This window comes from Kribbella sp. NPDC000426, from assembly GCF_040300265.1.
Classification (GTDB): Bacteria; Actinomycetota; Actinomycetes; order Propionibacteriales; family Kribbellaceae; genus Kribbella.
On the sequence record NZ_JBEPDK010000004.1, the window covers coordinates 770,776 to 788,449 of the forward strand.

Sequence of the window (17,674 nt, forward strand, 5' to 3'; positions counted from 1 at the left end):
CCGCCTTACCAGCTGCCGCCGCCCCCGCCGCCGCCTCCGCCGCCGGAGGACCCGCCGCTGAAGCCTGACGAACTGCCGCCTCCCCCGCCCGAGCTGGACGGGGTGGGCGGCGGGTCGAACGTGCTGGCGACGGTCGCGCCCACCGCGCCCGCCGTCCAGCCCGAGGTGTAGTACGACGGGCCGTAGTACCAGACCGGATCAGGTGTGATGCGGCCGGCGGCGACCAGCTGCTCGCACACCTTCTGCCAGCGGTCCGCGATCCCGAAAGCGATGGCCCAGGGCAAGTACTTCGAGAAGATGTCCTCGCCCTCCTCGAACCGCAACTGGTCCGCCTCGGCCGTGGCCAGGTACTTCTCGAAGCCCACCAGCTGGTCGGTCACGGCCCGGCCGGCCGGGTTCCGTTGCCCGCGGCCACGGATCCCGATCCAGATGCCGACGGCAACGATCACCGCGATCGCCGGGATCGCGATCACCACTGCCCGGCCGCCCCCGCCGGACACGGCGCCGGCAACAGTGCCGAAGAGTCCGGCGCCGACCACCCAGATCCCGATCATCGCCATACAGGCGCACCCGAAGCCGCTCTTGAACGGCGAACCGCCGCCGGCCCGCGGCATCCGCAGGTACCAGTTGCGCTGCTTCACCTGCTCCCGCAGCGCCGCGATCATCCCGTTGTGCGCGTTCCGCATCGTGTTGTCCCCGACCGCGCCGCGCTCGAGCACCACCTCCGAGCCCGGCTGCAGAGTCGGGAACAGCCCCGACATCAGCGCCTGCTCGTGCGGTGCGGTCGCGACCGCCGGGTTCAGCAGGACGGCCTTCTGCGACTCACCGGAGTTGTCGATCCGTACGCCACCGCGCACCGCCATGTCGATCAGCGTCGCCGCCGTCTCCACCGTCGTGGCTTTGGCGTCGATCAGCAGTCCGCCCTCGGCGACCGGGATCCGAGGCGGCGAGAACGCGACCGGGAGCTGGTCCTTGCTCAGGTCGTCCTTCACCGGCTCGGCCACGACCCCGTCCGGCGGAAACGTGCCGGGCGGCATCCCGGCGTACCGCTGGTCCTTGTTGCCGAACTTCGCGTAGACGGCGGCGAGGACGATCGAGACCGCGGTGACCACGCCGGCGCCGATGAGCGACAGCCAGGACAGCCCGTTGCGCTCCAGCCAGCTCGGCGGGTCGACCAGGATCGGGGTGTCGTTCTGTACGGCGCCCGCGGTGATGCCGGCCACGATCGTGAGCTGCTGTCCGCGCTCGAGCTGGGAGGCTCCGAACACACCCTGCTGGCCGACGAGCGACTTCTGCGGGCACGTCTGCGTCGACCCGGCCTCACCGGCGAAGCAGTCGACCCGGGTCACGCCCTGCGGGACGGTGACGTTGACCGTGACCTGGTTGATCACCGCGGACCAGGCGCTGCCGGTCGCGTCCCAGTACAGCTCGCTGTGGTCGGCGAAGTGCCGCAGCGCGCCGCGGACGTCGTACGAGATCACGTACGTCGCCTCGGTGCCGGGGACCGTCGCGTCGGCCGAGCCGATCTTGATCTGGGTGTTCTCGTTGCGGTCCTTGTTCGCCGTGAACGTGTCCACGGTGAACGCGGCGCTGACCCCGGGCGTCGGCGAGGAGACGTCGATGTTCGAGACCTGGTACTCCTGGTCCTTCGAGTCGTCGTCCTTGTACGGCTCCCGGGTCACCAGGTCCCGGTAGATGCCGTGCCGACCGGTGCTGCCGAAGACGTAGTCGATCGTCTCCTTGACCTTCAGCACGCCGTCGGCGGTGACGGTGTAGTCGATCTTGAAGTTCCTGATCTCGTCACCCGCGTCCGTCGTACCGGCCGAAGCCGGAACGGCGAAACCGGCCAGTGCCAGCACGGCGACCAGCATGGTGATGACGACCCCGAGTGCCCTACGCATGCCCGCGACACTACCGAGCGTGGGGGTCCGGGCGTGGGACCTCCGGGACGAATCCGCGACCTGAAGACTCTTGTGCGAAGTGTCGGTTAGGGGAATCGTGGGTGGACCAGGAGGAACGTCATGGCAGACAAGACGAATGCTTCCCAAGGCACCGGAGCCGCGCCCGCTGTGGACAGCCCGGCCGCCATCCGCAATGTGGTCCTGGTCGGCCCGTCGGGCTCCGGCAAGACCACCCTCGTCGAGGCCCTGCTGGTGGCCTCCGGAGTCCTGAACAGACCCGGCACCGTCCTGGACGGAACCACCGTGTGCGACTTCGACGACGCCGAGGTCCGGCAGCAGCGCTCGGTGGGCCTGTCGCTCGCCTCGCTGCCGCACGACGGCGTGAAGGTCAACCTGATCGACACCCCCGGGTACGCCGATTTCGTCGGTGAGCTGCGGGCCGGCCTGCGCGCCGCGGACTGCGCGCTGTTCGTGATCTCGGCCAGTGAGGGCGTCGACGAGCCGACCAAGGCCGCCTGGCAGGAGTGCGCCCAGGTGGGGATGCCGCGGGCGGTCGTGGTCACCAAGCTCGACCACGCCCGGGCCAACTACCAGAACGCGCTCGGCACCGCGCAGGCCGCGTTCGGCGACAAGGTCCTTCCGCTCTACCTGCCCGCTGGTGACGGGCTGATCGGGCTGCTGTCCCAGTCGTACTACGGCTATTCCGAAGGCAAACGCTCGACCTCGGCGCCGGATGCGGCGTACGCGGACGAGATCGAGGAACTGCGCGGCACGCTGATCGAGGGGATCATCGAGGAGTCCGAGGACGAATCGCTGATGGACCGCTACCTCGGCGGCGAGGAGATCGACCAGAAGGTGCTGATCGAGGACCTCGAGCGGGCAGTCGCCCGCGGCTCGTTCTTCCCGGTCGTCCCGGTCTGCAGCGCCTCCGGCATCGGCACGTTCGAGCTGCTCGAGGTGATCACGAGTGGCTTCCCGTCGCCGCCCGAGCACACGATCCCCGACGTGTTCACCCCGCACGGTGTCGCCCGCAAGGGACTCACCTGCGACCCCGACGGCCCGCTGCTCGCCGAGGTGGTGAAGACGACGTCGGACCCGTACGTCGGCAGGGTCAGCCTGGTGCGGGTGTTCTCCGGCACCATCAGGCCCGACGCGACGGTTCACGTGTCGGGCCATTTCACGTCCTTCTTCGGTGAGCACAACTCCCACGAGGACCACGACGAGGACGAGCGGATCGGTGCGCTGTCGTTCCCGCTCGGCAAGACCCAGCGCCCGGCGGGACAGGTGGTCGCCGGTGACATGTGCGCGATCGGCCGGCTGACCAGGGCGGAGACCGGTGACACGCTGTCGGACAAGTCGGACCCGCTGCTGCTGCGGCCGTGGAACATGCCCGAGCCGTTGCTGCCGATCGCCGTCCAGGCGCACGCGAAGACCGACGAGGACAAGCTCGGCGTCGGGTTGCAGCGGCTGGCGGCCGAGGACCCGACGCTCCGGATCGAGCAGAACCCGGAGACCCACCAGATCGTGCTGTGGTGCATGGGCGAGGCGCACTCGGACGTCGTCCTCGACGCCCTCTCCAGCCGGTACGGCGTGACCGTCGACACCGTCGAGTTGCGGGTGCCGCTGCGGGAGACGTTCAGCGGTAAGGCGAAGGGCCACGGACGGCATGTGAAGCAGTCCGGCGGCCACGGTCAGTACGCCGTCTGCGATATCGAAGTCGAGCCGCTGCCGGAGGGCTCGGACTTCGAGTTCGTCGACAAGGTGGTCGGTGGTGCTGTGCCGCGGCAGTTCATCCCGAGCGTCGAGAAGGGTGTGCGGGCCCAGATGGAGAAGGGCGTGGCCGCGGGCTACCCGATGGTGAACATCCGGGTCACGCTGCTGGACGGGAAGGCGCACAGCGTCGACTCGTCGGACATGGCCTTCCAGATGGCCGGCGGGCTCGCGCTGCGCGAGGCGGCGGCCGCCACGCATGTCAGTCTGCTCGAGCCGGTGGATCTGGTGTCGGTGCTCGTGCCGGACGACCTGGTCGGCGCGGTGATGAGCGACCTGTCCGGGCGGCGCGGACGGCTGCTCGGCACGGACAAGGTCGGCGACGACAGGACGCTGGTCAAGGCCGAAGTACCGCAGGTGGAGATCACTCGCTACACGATCGATCTGCGGTCCTTGTCGCACGGCGCGGCCACCTTCAGCCGCCAGTTCTCCCGGTACGAGGCGATGCCCGATTCCGCAGCATCCAAGGTGAAATGAGTTAGGGCTTCAGGCGGCGGCGTACGTCGCGGGACTTGAGGTACGCCGCCACGTCGTCGTACCGCTCGCTCTGGTTGGCGAACTCGATGTACGAGCGGACGCGGTGCAGCCAGTCGAGGGTCGACGGCTTCACCGCGGCCAGCGCCTCGGTGAGATGCCGCATGTCCAACGGCGGCTCGCCGCCGCTGGTGAGCGCCTCGTCGATGACCTTGTCGACGCCGCGCTCGATCAGCGCGCGCAGGTCCGCGCCGCTGAACATCGGCGTCTGCGCGGCGAGCCCCTTCAGGTCGAGGCCGTCGGCCGGCACGTCCTTCGTCAGCACGGTCAGGATGTCGGCACGGGCCGGCTCGTCCGGCGGCGGCACGAAGATCACGCGGTCGAAGCGGCCCGGCCGGAGCATCGCCTCGTCCACGTCCCACGGCGCGTTGGTCGCGGCCAGCACGAGCAGGCCGTCGTTCTCGGAGCCGATCGCGTCGAGCTCCTGCAGCAGTACGTCGACCAGCCGCCGCGCCTCGGACCCGCCGTGCTTGTGCCGCGCGAACGCCAGCGCGTCCAGCTCGTCGAGGAAGAGGACGCACGGACCGTTGGCCCGGGCGCGCTCGAAGGCCGCGTGCAGGTTGCGCTCCGACACCCCGAGGTACGGGTCCATCACGTCCTCGATCCGGACGTTGATGAACGGCAGCCCGCACTCCCCCGCGGTCGCCCGGGCGAGCAGTGTCTTGCCGCAGCCGGGCGGGCCGTAGAGCATCACGCCGCCGCCGGACTTACGCCCGTACTTCTCGTAGAGCTCCGGGCGGCTCAGCGGGAGGATCACCATCCGGTGGATGACCCGCTTGATCTCGTCCATCCCGCCGACCTGGTCGAAGGTCGTCGTCTCCTTCATCACGTCGGTGCCGAGCGGATCCGCCTCGGCCTCGGGACCGACCTTGATCCGTACGCCGCTGCGCTCGGAGATCATGCCGTCGACGAGCTGCTGCAGCCGGCCCGTGCCTTCGACGACACCCTGCTGGCGGGCCGCTTCGAGCAGGTTCCGCAGCAGGGCGAGCCGGCCGTTCGCCGCAGCCAGCTCACCCACCGGCACGAACTGGTCGTCCGGAAGCCCGTGCTGATCGAGGAGTACGACGTACTGGTCGAGGGCCTCCTCGTTCTCGCCCGCCGTGGCCAGCGACTCGGCCAGCAGCAGCCGCAGCATCACGTCGTCCGGGCTGGCTTCCACCGCCTTGCGAAGAGCGGTGATCCGATCGTTGCTCATGAGCCCCATTTCCTGTTGATCCAGCGGCGGACCAGCGGTGGGACCACCCACGAGTACACGCAGAACGCCAGCCAGATCATGGCGAACGCGAAGGACAACGGCGCGAGACCGACGGCGCGGAGGCCGTAGATGACCGCGACGACGCAGATCCAGACGATCAGCGGATTCACCCGGGAGAACGGGCGCAGCGGGAGCATCAGCGGATGGTTGATCAGCTTCGCCTGGCGGGCCGCTGCGCGCAGGTCCGCGTCACCGGGCTGGGACGCGGCCGCGGACGCGAGTGAGGTGTAGCCGGAGCGCGAGTCGCCGGTGAGCATGGACGCCGTACCGTGCAGGGCCCGCGCGTTCGGGTCCTCCGGATCGTGCGCCAGCGCCTCGGTGCTGTGCCGGTGCATGTCGCGGTCCTTGCCGAGGGCGAACGCCACCTGAGCCCGAGCCGCCGAGACCGCCGCGCTCTCCGGCGCGTGGGACGCGGCACGCTCGACGAGCGCACTTGCCTTGTCGGCCTGGCCGGCGGTCAGGCACACGCGCGCGTAGCCGAGCAGGAGGTCGTGATCGTTCGGGTCGAGGCTCAGGCCCTGCAGGAACGCGGCCTCGGCCTCGGGCAGGCGTCCTTCGGAGCGCAGGGCCGAGCCCAGCACGTGTAGCAACGCCGGGAACGGGCCGTGCTGCGACAGGCCGTCACGCAGTACGTCCACGGCCTCGGCGTTCCGGTCGAGAGCGTGCAGGGCGGCGCCGCGGAAGAGGTACGCGCGGTAGTCGAGGGCTGTCTCGCCGGTCAGTCCCTGGAGCTCGTCCAGGGTGCGCTGCGGGTGGCCGATCCGCAGCCAATGCGCCGCCATCTGCAGACGCGCTTCGCTCGGTTCGTTCACCGGATCACCGTCACCAGGAGCAGGATCAGCGCTTCCGTCACGGCTCCGGCGATCGTGAGGCCGATCCCCACGACCCACAGCGATCCGTAGTCCGTGCCGCGGAGCTGGAACGCGCGGTCCATCGGGCGTTGCAGCCGGAGCTGGACCAGGAAGCACAGCACTGCCACCACGCGTGAGCTGACCTGCAGGCTGTCGCCGTCGAGCAGGACGAACACGGCAACGACGGCGATCAGGCCGACGAGTCCGGTCAGCAGGATCAGGCGGCGCTTGGCCGCGTCGACGCCGAGGCGGCGCGCATTGAGGAAGGCGACGGCCGTCGAGGCGATCACGCCGCCGAAGAACGCGACGTACGCCTGGGACATCAGCCGCCACGGGCGCACGGACATGTCCACACCCGTGTCGATGGTCGGGCGCAGAAGTTCGTCCGGCATCGGGCTCCTCGGGTGGAATCTAGAAGGCTCGCGCAGTGTATAGCCTGTGCCGATGAGCGAGAACTGCATCTTCTGCGGGATCGTGGCCGGAACCATCCCGTCGACCCAGGTGGCGTCGGACGACCGGGCGATCGCGTTCATGGACATCAACCCGGGGACCCGCGGCCACCTGCTGGTGATCCCCCGGACCCACTCCACCGATCTGCGGGAGGCGTCCGCCGAGGATCTGACGGCCGCGACCCTGCTCGCCCAGTCGCTGGTCGGCCGCGTGATCGAGCGTCTCGACGCCGACGGCGCCAACTTGCTCAGCTGCATCGGCGCCGACGCCTGGCAGTCGGTGTTCCACACCCACCTGCACGTGATCCCCCGCTACAAGGACGACCCCCTCCAGCTCCCCTGGCACCCGACGCCAGGAGACCTGGAAGAGATCAACGCGACCGCCGCAAAGCTCAGCTGAGCATCCCGAAGAACTCCCGGAGGTCCTGGACCAGCAGGTCCGGGGCGTCCTGGGTCGCCCAGTGGCTGCCGCGGTCGAACTCGTGCCACGACACGATGTTCGCGTGGTCCCGCTCGGCGAACCGCCGCAGTGGCCGGAAGTCGAACGCGAAGCTGGCCAGCGCGGTCGGCGTGGTGGTCGGCTCCTTCGGGTGGTCGGCGTGCTTGTCCTCGAAGTAGAACCGCGCCGACGAGGCACCGGTGTTGGTCAACCAGTAGATCGTCGCGTTGGTCAGCACGTGCTCGTCGCTGCAGCTGCTGAGGAGCTGGGCGATCCACGCCAGCTGGCCGGTCGGTGAGTCGGCCAGACCGTGCGCCACGTTCTGCGGCGCCTGCTCCTGCAGCTTCGCGTACGCGCCCAGATTCTCGTTGAAGTACTGGAGGAACTGCACGTACCCCTGCTCCTCGTCCGTCAGGTTCTCCAGCTCCGCCGGGTCACCGCCCGGGAACGAGAACAGCTGCGTCACGTGTACGCCGATGACGTGGTCCGGGTCGACCCGGCCGACCTCGGGTGACACGTACGAGCCACCGTCGTTGCCGTGGGCGCCGTACCGCTCGTAGCCCAGCCGGCGCATCAGCTCGGCCCAGGCGGCAGCCACCCGGTACCTGTTCCAGCCGCGGTCACGGGTGTGGCCGGAGAAGCCGAAGCCGGGCACGGTCGGGATGACCAGGTGGAACGCCTGCTCGCCGGCCTTCGGGTTGGTGAGCGGCTCGATCAGATCGAGGTACTCCAGCGAGGTGTTCGGCCAGCCGTGGGTGAGGATCAGTGGGATCGCGTCCGGCGCGGTCGAGCGGACGTGGAAGAAGTGCACGTTCTGCCCGTCGATCTCGGTCACGTACTGCGGGTACGCGTTGAGCCGCTCCTCCCACTGCCGCCAGTCGTACGACGTCAGCCACTGCTCGGCCAGGCGCTTCACGTAGGACAGCGGCACGCCGTACTCCCATTCGGGCGGCAGCGGTCCGGTCTGGACGGCGCCGGTGTAGTCGAGCTCCAGCTGGTTGGCCCAGCGGGTGCGGGCCAGGCGGTCGCGCAGGTCGTCGAGGTCGGCCTGCGGGATCTCGATGCGGAAGGGTCGGATCTCGGTGCTGTTCGTCATGTCTTCACGCTAGAAGTCCATTAGGCGGGTTAGCTTCCTAATGATCTGGGAGACTTTCCAGCATGATCGAGACCTCCGCCCGGCTGCTGAAGTTGCTGACGTTGCTGCAGTCGCCCCGTGACTGGACCGGTGCCGAGCTCGCCGAGAAGTTGCAGGTGAGTCCGCGGACCGTGCGCACCGACGTCGAGCGGCTGCGTTCGCTCGGCTACCCGGTGGATGCCACGCGCGGCTCAGTGGGCGGCTATCGGCTCGGCGCCGGGGCCGCACTGCCGCCGTTGCTGCTGGACGACGACGAGGCCGTGGCGGTCGTGATCGGGCTGCGCAAGGCGGCCGGCCTCGCGGGTGTCGAGGAGATGTCGCTACGGGCGCTGACCAAGCTGGAGCAGGTGCTGCCGTCGCGTCTGCGCCGCCGGGTGAACACCCTGGCGAACTACACGGTGCAGGTCCCGGCAGACGTGCCCGGCCCGGTGGTCGACCCGGAGCTGCTGAGTCAGCTGGCCGGTCTGTGCAGGGATCGGGAGCAGCTGCGGTTCGACTACCTGTCGCATGACGGCTCGGCCACGCTGCGACGGGTGGAACCGCACCGGCTGGTCAACTGGGGCCGCCGCTGGTACCTGGTCGCGTTCGACCTGGAGAGGGACGACTGGCGGACGTTCCGGGTGGACCGGGTGCAGCCGCGGATTCCCACCGGTCCGCGGTTCGCGACGCGGGAGCTGCCGGACGGTGGTGATGTGGCGGCGTACGTGTCCCGGGGAGTGTCGGGCGCAGCGTGGCGGTACAGGGCCTCGGTGGAGGTCGCCGTACCGGCTTCAGTGCTTGCTGAGCAGCTGACGGCGGCTGTCGGAGCGGTTGAGCCGATCGACGAGCAGTGGTCGTTGCTGCAGACCGGTGCTGACAGCGTGCAGGCGCTGGCAGTTCATCTCAGCCTGCTCGACGCGGACTTCGTCGTACGCGAGGGCCCGCCAGAGCTCACGGCGTACCTGGAGCGGCTAGCGGAGCGCTATCGGCGGGCGACGAGCTCGTAGACGGACAGGAGCTCCGGGAGCAGCACCGACCAGTCGTACTGCGGTACGGCGACGAGACCTGCCGAGCGGAGGCGCTCGCGCTCGTCGGGGCGACTGAGCAGCCGCAAGATGCCGGCCGCGAGCTCGGCGGAGTTGCCTGGCTCGAACAGCTCCCCCAGGCGGCCACCGCCCAGGACCTGGCGGAAGGCGGCCAGGTCGCTCGCCAGGACCGGTGCGCCCGCGGCCATCGCCTCGAGCAGCACGATGCCGAAGGACTCTCCGCCGAGGTGGGGTGCGACGTAGACGTCCGAGCCGGCGAGCATGTCGGCGCGGGCCTCGTCGTCGATCGCCCCGAGGAAGAGGACGTTCTCCCGATAGCGCGGCGGCAGTGAGCGGCGTGCCTCGTCGGCCTGACCCGATCCGGCGACGAGCACCTTCAGGCGCGGGCGTTCGGCGAGCAGCAGCGGTACGGCGTCCAGCAGTACGGCGAGGCCCTTGCGCGGCTCATCCAGCCGGCCGAGGAAGCTGATCGTGCCGTCCGGGCCCATCCAGTCCGCGCGCGGGCTGCCCTTGAACCGCGCGGTGTACAGGCCGTTGGGGATCACGACCGCCTCGCCGCCGACGTGCTGGACCATCATCGAGCGGGCGTTCTCCGACACCGCGATCCGAGCGTCGATCTTCTCCAGCGCCGGGCGGAGCAGGCTCGACGCGACACTCATCGCGCGCGAGCGGACCTGCCAGGTGTGGAACGTGGCGACGAACGGCCCTTCGGCCGACCAGAGCGCGATGATCGACGCGCTCGGCGTGGTCGGCTCGTGCACATGGACCACGTCGAAGTCGCCGTCCGCGAGCCAGCCCTTCACCCGCGCCGCGGTCCGCGGGCCGAACGTCACCCGCGCCACGGATCCGTTGTAGGGCACACCGACAGCGCGCCCCGACGAGACGACGTACGGCGGGACCGTGTCGAAGTCGTCCACCGGCGCCAGCACCGAGATCTCGTGCCCGAGCGAGAGCAACGCGTCGGCGAGATCGCGGACATGGTTCTGCACTCCGCCGGGCGTGCCCAGCGAGTACGGGCACACCACGCCGATCCTCACAGGATGATTCTCACCCCTGCAGGAAAATCCTCTGCAGCATGTGCCAGTCCTGGGGGTGAGCGGCGATGCCGACGGCGAACGCATCAGCGCAGCGCTGGGTCATCGCGGCCGCGCCGCCGTCGGGCTCGATCGCGTCGTGGAAGGTGATCACGAGGTCCGGGCCGTCGTAGTGGAGCGTGGCCGGGATCAGCGGCGCGCCGGTCTTCAGGCTGAGCGCGGCCGGGCCGACGGGCATCCGGGACGGGCGGCCGAAGAACGTGACCGGGACTCCGCGTTCGGACAGGTCGCGGTCGGCGACGAGGCAGACGAACCCGCCGGCGCGCAGGCGGTCCGCGAGTACGGCGGTCACGTCGTCGTCACCGCCGGTCAGCGGCAGGACCTCCATGCCGAGCTTCTTGCGGTACTCGATGAAGCGGTCGAAGAGCGACTCGGGCTGCAGGCGCTCGGCCACGGTCGAGACCGGCATCCCGGTCAGGCCGGCCCAGGCGCCCGCGTGGTCGTAGTTCGCCAGGTGCGGGAGCGCGCAGATCACGCCGCGGCCGGCCGCGTGTGCGTCGCGGAGGAGCTTCTCGTTGACCGTGCGGACGCTGTTGACGATCTCCTCGTCGGACCACTCCGGCAGCCGGAACGTCTCTTGCCAGTAGCGCAGGTACGAGCGCATTCCGGCCTGCACGAGCGCGTCCAGCTCGACCTCGGTCGCGTCCGGCCGTACGACGGCCAGGTTGCCCCGCAAGCGCCGTACGCCGCGGCCGTTGCGGCGGACCGTGCGGTCGGCGGCCTGCCGGAACAGCCACGTGACGGTGCGCTCGGGCAGGCGTCGTACCAGGGTCCAGGCGAGCGCGAAGGCGGCGTCGACGGCCCGCTGCCGGAGACCCTCCATCATCAGTCGTTCTTGGGCTCCGCCGGCGGCGGGGTGTCCAGACCGGCGTTGGCCGGGTCGGCCAGGACCTGCTTACGCACCGAGAGCGACCGCTGGACGACGGTGATCGTGCTCGCAGCGGCGACGTACCAGATCACGATCTCCAGCAGGATCGGCAGGTTGAACAGGTCGGAGAAGAACGCCAGGATCAGCGTGAACACCAGCCGGTCGGCCCGCTCGGCCAGACCGCCGCTCGCCTTCAGCCCGAGGCTCTCCGCCTTGGCCCGCGCGTACGACGTCACCGCGCCCATCACCAGCGCCCACAGCGTCACGGCGGCCATCAGCGTCGAGTCGCCCGCGCGCGAGTTCGCGTAGTACATCACCAGGCCGCCGTAGACCGCGCCGTCGGCGATCCGGTCCAGCGTCGAGTCGAGGAACGAGCCCCACTTCGACGACGTCCCCGAGGTCCGGGCCATGTAGCCGTCGATGAGGTCGGAGAACACGAAGGCCGTGATCACCAGCACGCCGATCCAGAGCTGGCCGCGTGGGAAGAAGATCAGCGCACCGGCGGACACGCCGATGGTCCCCACCAGCGTGACCATGTCGGCCGTCACGCCGAGCTTGAGCAGGAGGGTGGCGATCGGCGTGATCACCTTGGTCCAGAACTGCCGGAATCTGTTAAGCATGGCGACGCGATCGTAGTCCAGACGGACCACCGTCTGATGACATGCCACCCGATTGCACCTGCGAGTCGGGCTTTTCCGCGCCATGCTGGTGACAGGTGAGGAGGTCGGCATGCGTCTGCGCGTGGGCACGCTGGCGGTGCCGCTGTCGGTGCTGCTCTCGGTGCTGGCGGCGGCCAGTGGCTGCACGGTCGCCCAGCGCGCAAACGATTCGCGTCCGCCCGCAGTACCGTCCGGGCCCCCGACCGCGGTGATTCCCACGGTGATCGCTCCCCCGCAGGCCGAGGGCCTGGACGGTACGGCGGGCGCCCCCGGGCCGCAGGTCTGTACGGCGATCACCCGCACACTGACCGCGAAACTCCGGATCGCGGTCACCGCGAAGCCGAACGCCTGGAACGACGGCGGCCTGCCGGCCATGGACCTGTGCACGCTGATGCTCGAGGGGCGCGCGGTCACGATCGGCGTCAGTGCCCTGCCGAGCCAGCCCGACTCGCTCAACCGGCTGATGGACGGAGCCGGGATCGTCGAGCAGCTGCCGGAGCTGGGCCCCGACGCACTGATCAGCGAGTCGCGGCTGGTCTTCCGGGTCGGCGACCGGGCGGTCCGGGTCGCCCCGGCCGGCGGGATCGACCGGACCACCGCGGCCGGGATCGACCGGATCAAGTCCGTCGCGATCGCGCTGGCTGCGCGGGACGCCGTACCGAAGAACCTGCGGCCGGCCCGGCAGGCGGACGAGACGTGCCAGCTGTCCAACTCGGCGGCCGAGCGGTTCGTGCAGCTGCAGGTCCAGCTGCGGCGCGACTATCGGGTGAAGGGTGCGTTGACGTGCATCTGGGGGACGTTCGACGCGACCGTCTCGATCGTCGAGGCGTTCGACCAGGCGACGATCCCGGAGTCCCAGCGCGTCCCGCCGCCCCGCTTCGCGCCGCTCGGCCAGCCGGGCTACTACCTGCCCGAGGCGGGTGAACTCGTGTTCCGGCAGGGCAGGCGCGTGGTCCGCGTGTCCGCGCTGACGAACCCGCCGCGCGAGGTCACGCTCGACGCGCTGACGAACATTGTCGACCCGATGCTTCCGTTGTTCCTGCGCTGAGAAGACACTGAGAACTTTCCGGTCCAGGCCGGCGTCCCACCACCAACGATCATCACAGGGGGTGGTGGTATTGCGCACGCTCGGGAAGTACGGCGGATTGATGGCCGCCGGAGTGCTCACCACGGGACTGCTCACGGCCGTAACGGCGACGGCGGGGCAGAGCAGGATCATGGCGCCGTGCACGATCTCGGTCGGCTCGGTCACGGCCGGCGGGGATCACCGGATGCAGACGTTCTCGGCGACCGCACCGGTGACGAAACAGTCCGACAAGATCGTCGGGAAGGACATCTTCGCCGACGGCCAGACAGGACTCAGCGCAGCTGTCCGGTACGGCCTCGGGGAAGGGTCGGAGCTGCACACCGGTCAGACGGTGGTGGGATCGGTCCTCTACGACTTCTCGTACCGCACGCCCGCCGGCGGCGGAACCGTGTCGCAGAAGGTGCTCACCCGCGTCGGCCCGGGATGGCAGAACTATCGCAGTCTCGACCGGTCGGCCTACGGCAGCCGGACGACCGAGTGGTCGCTGCGCAACGACGGCACGATGGAACGCCGGACGGTCAAGACCGACGCCAACGGTCACCTGTACCGGCACTACGACGGGTGGCAGTCGAACTTCCGCGGGGTGAAGGGGCTGGCGCTGATCAGCCAGACGGCGACGTACGACACATTCCTGATGACGCACAGCACCGGCCGGCTGTACACGGCGCGGTTCCCGGTGGCGGGCGGGCACATCATGCAGTCGACGGTGAAGCCGATCCGGATGTCGACCTGGCAGGTCTTCGAGACGCTCGTCTCGGCGCCCTGCGGTCAGGGCTCGACCGTTCTCGCGATCGACAAGGACACCGGCGCCGGTTACCTGTACTCCGTTGGGCACGCCAACGGTTTGGCGACCGTGATCAAGGGACTCGGCAAGGTACCGGGCAGCTTCACGGACCCGGCGTACTTCAGTTGGCGCAAGTACACCGACCCGCCGCCGGCGGGCGAATGAACTGGGGGAAGTCATGAACAGATGGGGTAAGTACGGGGGTCTTCTTTCTGCGGGAGCCCTCGTCGCCGCGACACTGGCGACCGGGACAGCAGTGGCACGGCCGAGCAGCACGCCGAGTGAGTGCCTGCTGAACCTCGGCTCGGTGACTGCCGGCGGGGATCACCGGATGCAGACGATCCAGGCCGAAGGCGTTCGGGTCGACGACCGGATCGTTGCCAAGGACATCTATCCGGACGGGCAGGTGCGGCTGAGCGCGACGGTCCGGTACGGGCCGGCCGAGGTCGGCGGGATGGCTCATCAGGGGCCGGTGATCATGGGGTCGACGATGTACGACACCAGCTACCTGACAGCGGACGGCACCGGGGCGGTCTCGCAGAAGAAGGTCACCCGGGTCGGGCCGGGCTGGCAGGTGTACCGCAGTCTGGACCGGTCGACGTACGTCACGGCCACGGCGCAGCGGGACACGGAGTACTCGTTGCACACCGACGGCACGCTCTATCGCCGCAGCGTCACGTACAAGGACGGTGTGCCGAGCCGGCGGATCACCGGGTGGCAGTCCGGGTACAAGGGCGTGAAGGCGATGACGCTGATCAGCCAGACGGCGACGTACGACACGTTCCTGATGACGCTGACGTCGGGCAAGCTCTACACGGCGCGGTTGCCGTTGGCCGGCGGTCAGATCATCCCGGGCGTGGTGAAGCAGGTGCGGGGCTCGACCTGGCAAGGGTTCGAATCACTGGTAGCGGCAGCCTGCGGGAGCGGCGTACTGCTGCTCGGCATCGACAAGGACACCAAGTCCGCGTACCTGTATTCAGTAGGGCACGCCAACGGTGCAGCCACCACGATCAAGCTGATCCGCAAGGTGGCGGGGACGTTCGGCGACCCGGTCTACTTCCACTGGCAGCTGTTCAGCGGGGAGCGGCTGGCCGGCGACTAGTGTCAAGTTACATCGCTTACGGAACACTAGGGCCAGGACTTTGCGAGTAGGGCCCTGGTGTCGGCCAGGAGCTGTGGGAGGACCTTGGTGCCGGCGATCACGGGCATGAAGTTCATGTCGCCGGACCACCTCGGGACGACGTGCTGGTGCAGGTGCGCAGCGATGCCTGCACCAGCAATCTCGCCCTGGTTCATGCCGATGTTGAAACCTTGTGCACCCGACACCGTGCGGACTGCCTGCATCGCCTGCCGGGTCAGCTCCGCGACGTCGGTGACCTCGGCGTCGGTCAGCTCGGTGTAGTCGGCCACGTGCCGGTAGGGCACGACCATCAGGTGACCGGGGTTGTACGGGTACAGGTTCAGGACGGCGTACGCCGCGTCGCCGCGGTGCACGATCAGTCCGTCCGCGTCGGGCAGACTCGGCAGCCGGCAGAACGGGCACCCCGAGCCCGCCTCGGAACTCGTCGGCTTGTTCTCGCCCTCGATGTAGGCCATCCGATGCGGCGTCCACAGCCGCATGAACGCGTCCGGCTCCCCGACCCCGTCCTGCCGCACCAGCTCCTCGGGCTCGTACGGCGAGGCGGGGCGGTCGTCGGTCATACCTGTACGCGCTTCTTGACGGCCTCGACGATCTCGGCCACGGCGTCCGCGATCGGTACGCCGTTCTTCTGCTCGCCGTCGCGGTACCGGAACGACACCGAGCCGGCCGCCATGTCGTCGTCGCCGGCAATGAGCATGTACGGCACCTTGGACTTCTGCGCGTTGCGGATCTTCTTCTGCATCCGGTCGTCGGACGCGTCGATCTCGACCCGGATGCCCTGTGCCTTCAGCTGCTTGGCGACCTCGAACAGGTAGTCGACATGCCCGTCGGTGATCGGGATGCCGATGACCTGGACCGGGGCCAGCCACGGAGGGAAGGCGCCGGCGTAGTGCTCGGTCAGTACGGCGACGAACCGCTCGATCGAGCCGAACAGGGCCCGGTGGATCATCACCGGCCGCTGCCGCGAGCCGTCCGGAGCGGTGTACTCGAGCTCGAACCGCTCGGGCAGGTTGAAGTCCAGCTGGATCGTCGACATCTGCCAGGTCCGGCCGATCGCGTCCTTGGCCTGGACCGAGATCTTCGGGCCGTAGAAGGCCGCGCCGCCCGGGTCCGGGACCAGCTCGAGACCGGAGCCCTCGGCAACTTCCCGCAGCGTCGCGGTGGCCTCTTCCCAGACCTCGTCGGAGCCGACGAACTTGTCCGGGTTCTTCGTCGACAGCTCGAGGTAGAAGTCGTCCAGACCGTAGTCGGCGAGCAGGCCGAGCACGAACGTCAGCAGGTTGCGCAGCTCGTCGCGCATCTGCTCACGGGTGCAGTAGATGTGCGCGTCGTCCTGGGTGAAGCCGCGGGCGCGGGTCATGCCGTGCACGACACCGGACTTCTCCAGCCGGTAGACCGTGCCGAACTCGAACAGCCGCAGCGGCAGCTCCCGGTACGACCGGCCGCGGGCCGCGAAGATCAGGTTGTGCATCGGGCAGTTCATCGGCTTCAGGTAGTAGTCCTGGCCCTGCTTACGGATCTGCCCGTCCGCGCCACGCTCCTCGTCCAGGTGCATGGGCGGATACATGCCGTCGGCGTACCAGTCGAGGTGGCCGGAGGTCTCGAACAGCTGCGCCTTGGTGATGTGCGGCGAGTAGACGAACTCGTAGTCGTCCTCGACGTGCCGCTGGCGGGAGTAGTCCTCCATCACCTTCCGCAGTACGCCGCCCTTGGGGTGGAAGACCGCGAGGCCGGAGCCGATCTCGTCGGGGAAGCTGAACAGGTCGAGCTCGGTGCCGAGCTTGCGGTGGTCGCGCTTGGCAGCCTCCTCGAGCCTGGTCAGGTACGCCTTCAGCTCGTCGCGGGACTCCCACGCGGTGCCGTAGATGCGCTGGAGCTGCGGGTTCTTCTCGCTGCCCCGCCAGTACGCCGCCGCCGTCCGCATCAGCTTGAAGTTGCCGAGGTAGCCGGTGGCCGGGACGTGCGGGCCGCGGCACAGGTCCTTCCACGCGACGCTGTCGTCCCGCCGGACGTTGTCGTAGATCGTCAGCTCGCCGCCGCCGACCTCGACGCTCGCGCCCTCCGCGGCGTCGGCCGCAGAACCCTTGATGCCGATCAGCTCGAGCTTGTACGGCTCGCTCGCGAGCTCCGCGCGGGCGTCGTCGTCGCTGACCACCCGGCGGCTGAACCGCTGCCGCTCCTTGATGATCTGCTGCATCTTCTTCTCGAGCTTGGTCAGGTCCTCCGGCGTGAACGGCGTCGCGACGTCGAAGTCGTAGTAGAACCCGTTCTCCACCGGCGGGCCGATGCCGAGCTTGGCGTCCGGGAACAGGTCCTGCACCGCCTGGGCGAGCACGTGCGCGGTCGAGTGCCGGATGATCGCGCGGCCGTCCTCGGAGGCCGCCTTGACCGGCTCGATCTCGTCGCCGTCGGCGACGACCCGGGACAGGTCGCGCAGCTCGCCGTTGACCCGGGCGGCGATGGCGGAGCGGTCCTGGCCGAAGATCTCGGCGAACAGCTCCCCGATCGTCGTCGTCTCGGTCACACTCCGCTCGGCCTCGCCCTCGATGCCGACCAGATGGACCTTGACTTCCGACACGTTCACTCCTCGGGAGATTCCTGACCGGCCGGTCCGGTCATGGCACAGATGGTATCGACTCCGCGACGCCGGCCTGACGGCGTATCCACAGGCCCGCCGTACCT

The 17,674-nt window shown here is 69.3% G+C and carries 16 protein-coding genes; 6 read left to right on the forward strand and 10 right to left on the reverse strand.

Annotated features, from left to right (window positions below; genetic code table 11):
• Positions 1 to 5: 5 nt before the first annotated feature.
• Positions 6 to 1,901: a DUF2207 domain-containing protein gene (locus ABT313_RS22950; protein WP_350857218.1), complete on the reverse strand. Its 1,896-nt coding sequence runs from the start codon at positions 1,899 to 1,901 to the stop codon at positions 6 to 8.
• Between the two features lie 120 nt (positions 1,902 to 2,021).
• Between ABT313_RS22950 and ABT313_RS22955 the strand changes: the two genes are divergently transcribed.
• Positions 2,022 to 4,148 carry an elongation factor G-like protein EF-G2 gene (locus tag ABT313_RS22955; RefSeq protein ID WP_350857221.1) on the forward strand — a complete coding sequence of 709 codons (2,127 nt, stop codon included), beginning with the start codon at positions 2,022 to 2,024 and terminating at the stop codon, positions 4,146 to 4,148.
• 1 nt (position 4,149) lies between these two features.
• Here ABT313_RS22955 and ABT313_RS22960 read toward each other — a convergent pair whose 3' ends face one another.
• From ABT313_RS22960 to ABT313_RS22970, 3 genes are read right to left on the reverse strand one after another with little or no spacing between them, the layout of a single operon-like run.
• Positions 4,150 to 5,400: a tetratricopeptide repeat protein gene (locus ABT313_RS22960; RefSeq protein WP_350857224.1), complete on the reverse strand. Its 1,251-nt coding sequence runs from the start codon at positions 5,398 to 5,400 to the stop codon at positions 4,150 to 4,152.
• A complete protein-coding gene (locus tag ABT313_RS22965; protein WP_350857227.1) occupies positions 5,397 to 6,272 on the reverse strand; it encodes a tetratricopeptide repeat protein in 876 nt (291 codons plus the stop codon). The genes ABT313_RS22960 and ABT313_RS22965 overlap by 4 nt, the downstream gene beginning before the upstream one ends.
• The gene (locus tag ABT313_RS22970) at positions 6,269 to 6,703 is read right to left on the reverse strand and encodes a hypothetical protein (RefSeq protein WP_350857230.1); all 435 of its coding nucleotides are present in this window, start codon (positions 6,701 to 6,703) and stop codon (positions 6,269 to 6,271) included. Before ABT313_RS22970 ends, ABT313_RS22965 begins: the two co-directional genes overlap by 4 nt.
• A 52-nt stretch (positions 6,704 to 6,755) precedes the next feature.
• On the opposite strand from ABT313_RS22970, the gene ABT313_RS22975 reads away from it, so the two are divergent.
• Positions 6,756 to 7,160: an HIT family protein gene (locus ABT313_RS22975; protein ID WP_350857233.1), complete on the forward strand. Its 405-nt coding sequence runs from the start codon at positions 6,756 to 6,758 to the stop codon at positions 7,158 to 7,160.
• Here ABT313_RS22975 and ABT313_RS22980 read toward each other — a convergent pair.
• On the reverse strand, positions 7,153 to 8,295 hold the full coding sequence (locus tag ABT313_RS22980) for an epoxide hydrolase family protein (protein ID WP_350857236.1): 1,143 nt from the start codon (positions 8,293 to 8,295) through the stop codon (positions 7,153 to 7,155). The genes ABT313_RS22975 and ABT313_RS22980 overlap by 8 nt on opposite strands.
• 62 nt (positions 8,296 to 8,357) lie before the next feature.
• Here ABT313_RS22980 and ABT313_RS22985 point away from each other — a divergent pair, with 62 nt between their 5' ends.
• Positions 8,358 to 9,320, forward strand: a complete 963-nt coding sequence (locus tag ABT313_RS22985; RefSeq protein WP_350857239.1) for a helix-turn-helix transcriptional regulator — start codon at positions 8,358 to 8,360, stop codon at positions 9,318 to 9,320.
• Here ABT313_RS22985 and ABT313_RS22990 read toward each other — a convergent pair.
• The 3 genes from ABT313_RS22990 to pgsA are packed head-to-tail and all read right to left on the reverse strand — an operon-like array spanning position 9,296 to position 11,941.
• A complete protein-coding gene (locus tag ABT313_RS22990) occupies positions 9,296 to 10,396 on the reverse strand; it encodes a glycosyltransferase family 4 protein (protein ID WP_350857242.1) in 1,101 nt (366 codons plus the stop codon). The two genes, ABT313_RS22985 and ABT313_RS22990, sit on opposite strands and share 25 nt — an antisense overlap.
• A gap of 10 nt (positions 10,397 to 10,406) precedes the next feature.
• The gene (locus ABT313_RS22995; RefSeq protein WP_350857244.1) at positions 10,407 to 11,279 is read right to left on the reverse strand and encodes a phosphatidylinositol mannoside acyltransferase; all 873 of its coding nucleotides are present in this window, start codon (positions 11,277 to 11,279) and stop codon (positions 10,407 to 10,409) included.
• Positions 11,279 to 11,941, reverse strand: a complete 663-nt coding sequence (gene pgsA, locus ABT313_RS23000; protein ID WP_350857247.1) for a phosphatidylinositol phosphate synthase — start codon at positions 11,939 to 11,941, stop codon at positions 11,279 to 11,281. The genes ABT313_RS22995 and pgsA overlap by 1 nt, the downstream gene beginning before the upstream one ends.
• 109 nt (positions 11,942 to 12,050) lie before the next feature.
• On the opposite strand from pgsA, the gene ABT313_RS23005 reads away from it, so the two are divergent.
• The 3 genes from ABT313_RS23005 (at position 12,051) to ABT313_RS23015 (ending at position 14,953) form a co-directional block, all read left to right on the forward strand.
• Positions 12,051 to 13,028 (forward strand): hypothetical protein, encoded by a 978-nt coding sequence (locus ABT313_RS23005; protein WP_350857250.1) that lies wholly within the window; start codon positions 12,051 to 12,053, stop codon positions 13,026 to 13,028.
• A 61-nt stretch (positions 13,029 to 13,089) separates the two neighbouring features.
• Positions 13,090 to 14,016: a hypothetical protein gene (locus ABT313_RS23010; protein ID WP_350857253.1), complete on the forward strand. Its 927-nt coding sequence runs from the start codon at positions 13,090 to 13,092 to the stop codon at positions 14,014 to 14,016.
• Positions 14,017 to 14,029: 13 nt separating this feature from the next.
• Entirely contained in the window at positions 14,030 to 14,953 is a 924-nt protein-coding gene (locus tag ABT313_RS23015) for a hypothetical protein (RefSeq protein WP_350857255.1), read from the forward strand.
• A 26-nt stretch (positions 14,954 to 14,979) separates the two neighbouring features.
• On the opposite strand, the gene ABT313_RS23020 is transcribed toward ABT313_RS23015, so the two are convergent.
• Both ABT313_RS23020 and thrS read right to left on the reverse strand, forming a co-directional pair.
• Positions 14,980 to 15,552, reverse strand: coding sequence for an HIT family protein (locus ABT313_RS23020; protein WP_350857257.1), 573 nt, complete (start codon positions 15,550 to 15,552; stop codon positions 14,980 to 14,982).
• Complete coding sequence (gene thrS / locus ABT313_RS23025; RefSeq protein WP_350857260.1) at positions 15,549 to 17,570, reverse strand: threonine--tRNA ligase; 2,022 nt, start codon at positions 17,568 to 17,570, stop codon at positions 15,549 to 15,551. Before thrS ends, ABT313_RS23020 begins: the two co-directional genes overlap by 4 nt.
• Between the last annotated feature and the right edge of the window lie 104 nt (positions 17,571 to 17,674).

Coding starts and splice junctions, on each gene's coding strand:
- pgsA (WP_350857247.1), bottom strand. CDS start 11,941: ATGCTTAACAGATTCCGGCAGTTCTGGACCAAGGTGATCACGCCGATC.
- ABT313_RS22955 (WP_350857221.1), top strand. CDS start 2,022: ATGGCAGACAAGACGAATGCTTCCCAAGGCACCGGAGCCGCGCCCGCT.
- ABT313_RS23020 (WP_350857257.1), bottom strand. CDS start 15,552: ATGACCGACGACCGCCCCGCCTCGCCGTACGAGCCCGAGGAGCTGGTG.
- ABT313_RS22980 (WP_350857236.1), bottom strand. CDS start 8,295: ATGACGAACAGCACCGAGATCCGACCCTTCCGCATCGAGATCCCGCAG.
- ABT313_RS23015 (WP_350857255.1), top strand. CDS start 14,030: ATGAACAGATGGGGTAAGTACGGGGGTCTTCTTTCTGCGGGAGCCCTC.
- ABT313_RS22975 (WP_350857233.1), top strand. CDS start 6,756: ATGAGCGAGAACTGCATCTTCTGCGGGATCGTGGCCGGAACCATCCCG.
- ABT313_RS22985 (WP_350857239.1), top strand. CDS start 8,358: ATGATCGAGACCTCCGCCCGGCTGCTGAAGTTGCTGACGTTGCTGCAG.
- ABT313_RS22995 (WP_350857244.1), bottom strand. CDS start 11,279: ATGATGGAGGGTCTCCGGCAGCGGGCCGTCGACGCCGCCTTCGCGCTC.
- ABT313_RS22950 (WP_350857218.1), bottom strand. CDS start 1,901: ATGCGTAGGGCACTCGGGGTCGTCATCACCATGCTGGTCGCCGTGCTG.
- ABT313_RS22960 (WP_350857224.1), bottom strand. CDS start 5,400: ATGAGCAACGATCGGATCACCGCTCTTCGCAAGGCGGTGGAAGCCAGC.
- ABT313_RS23005 (WP_350857250.1), top strand. CDS start 12,051: ATGCGTCTGCGCGTGGGCACGCTGGCGGTGCCGCTGTCGGTGCTGCTC.
- ABT313_RS22970 (WP_350857230.1), bottom strand. CDS start 6,703: ATGCCGGACGAACTTCTGCGCCCGACCATCGACACGGGTGTGGACATG.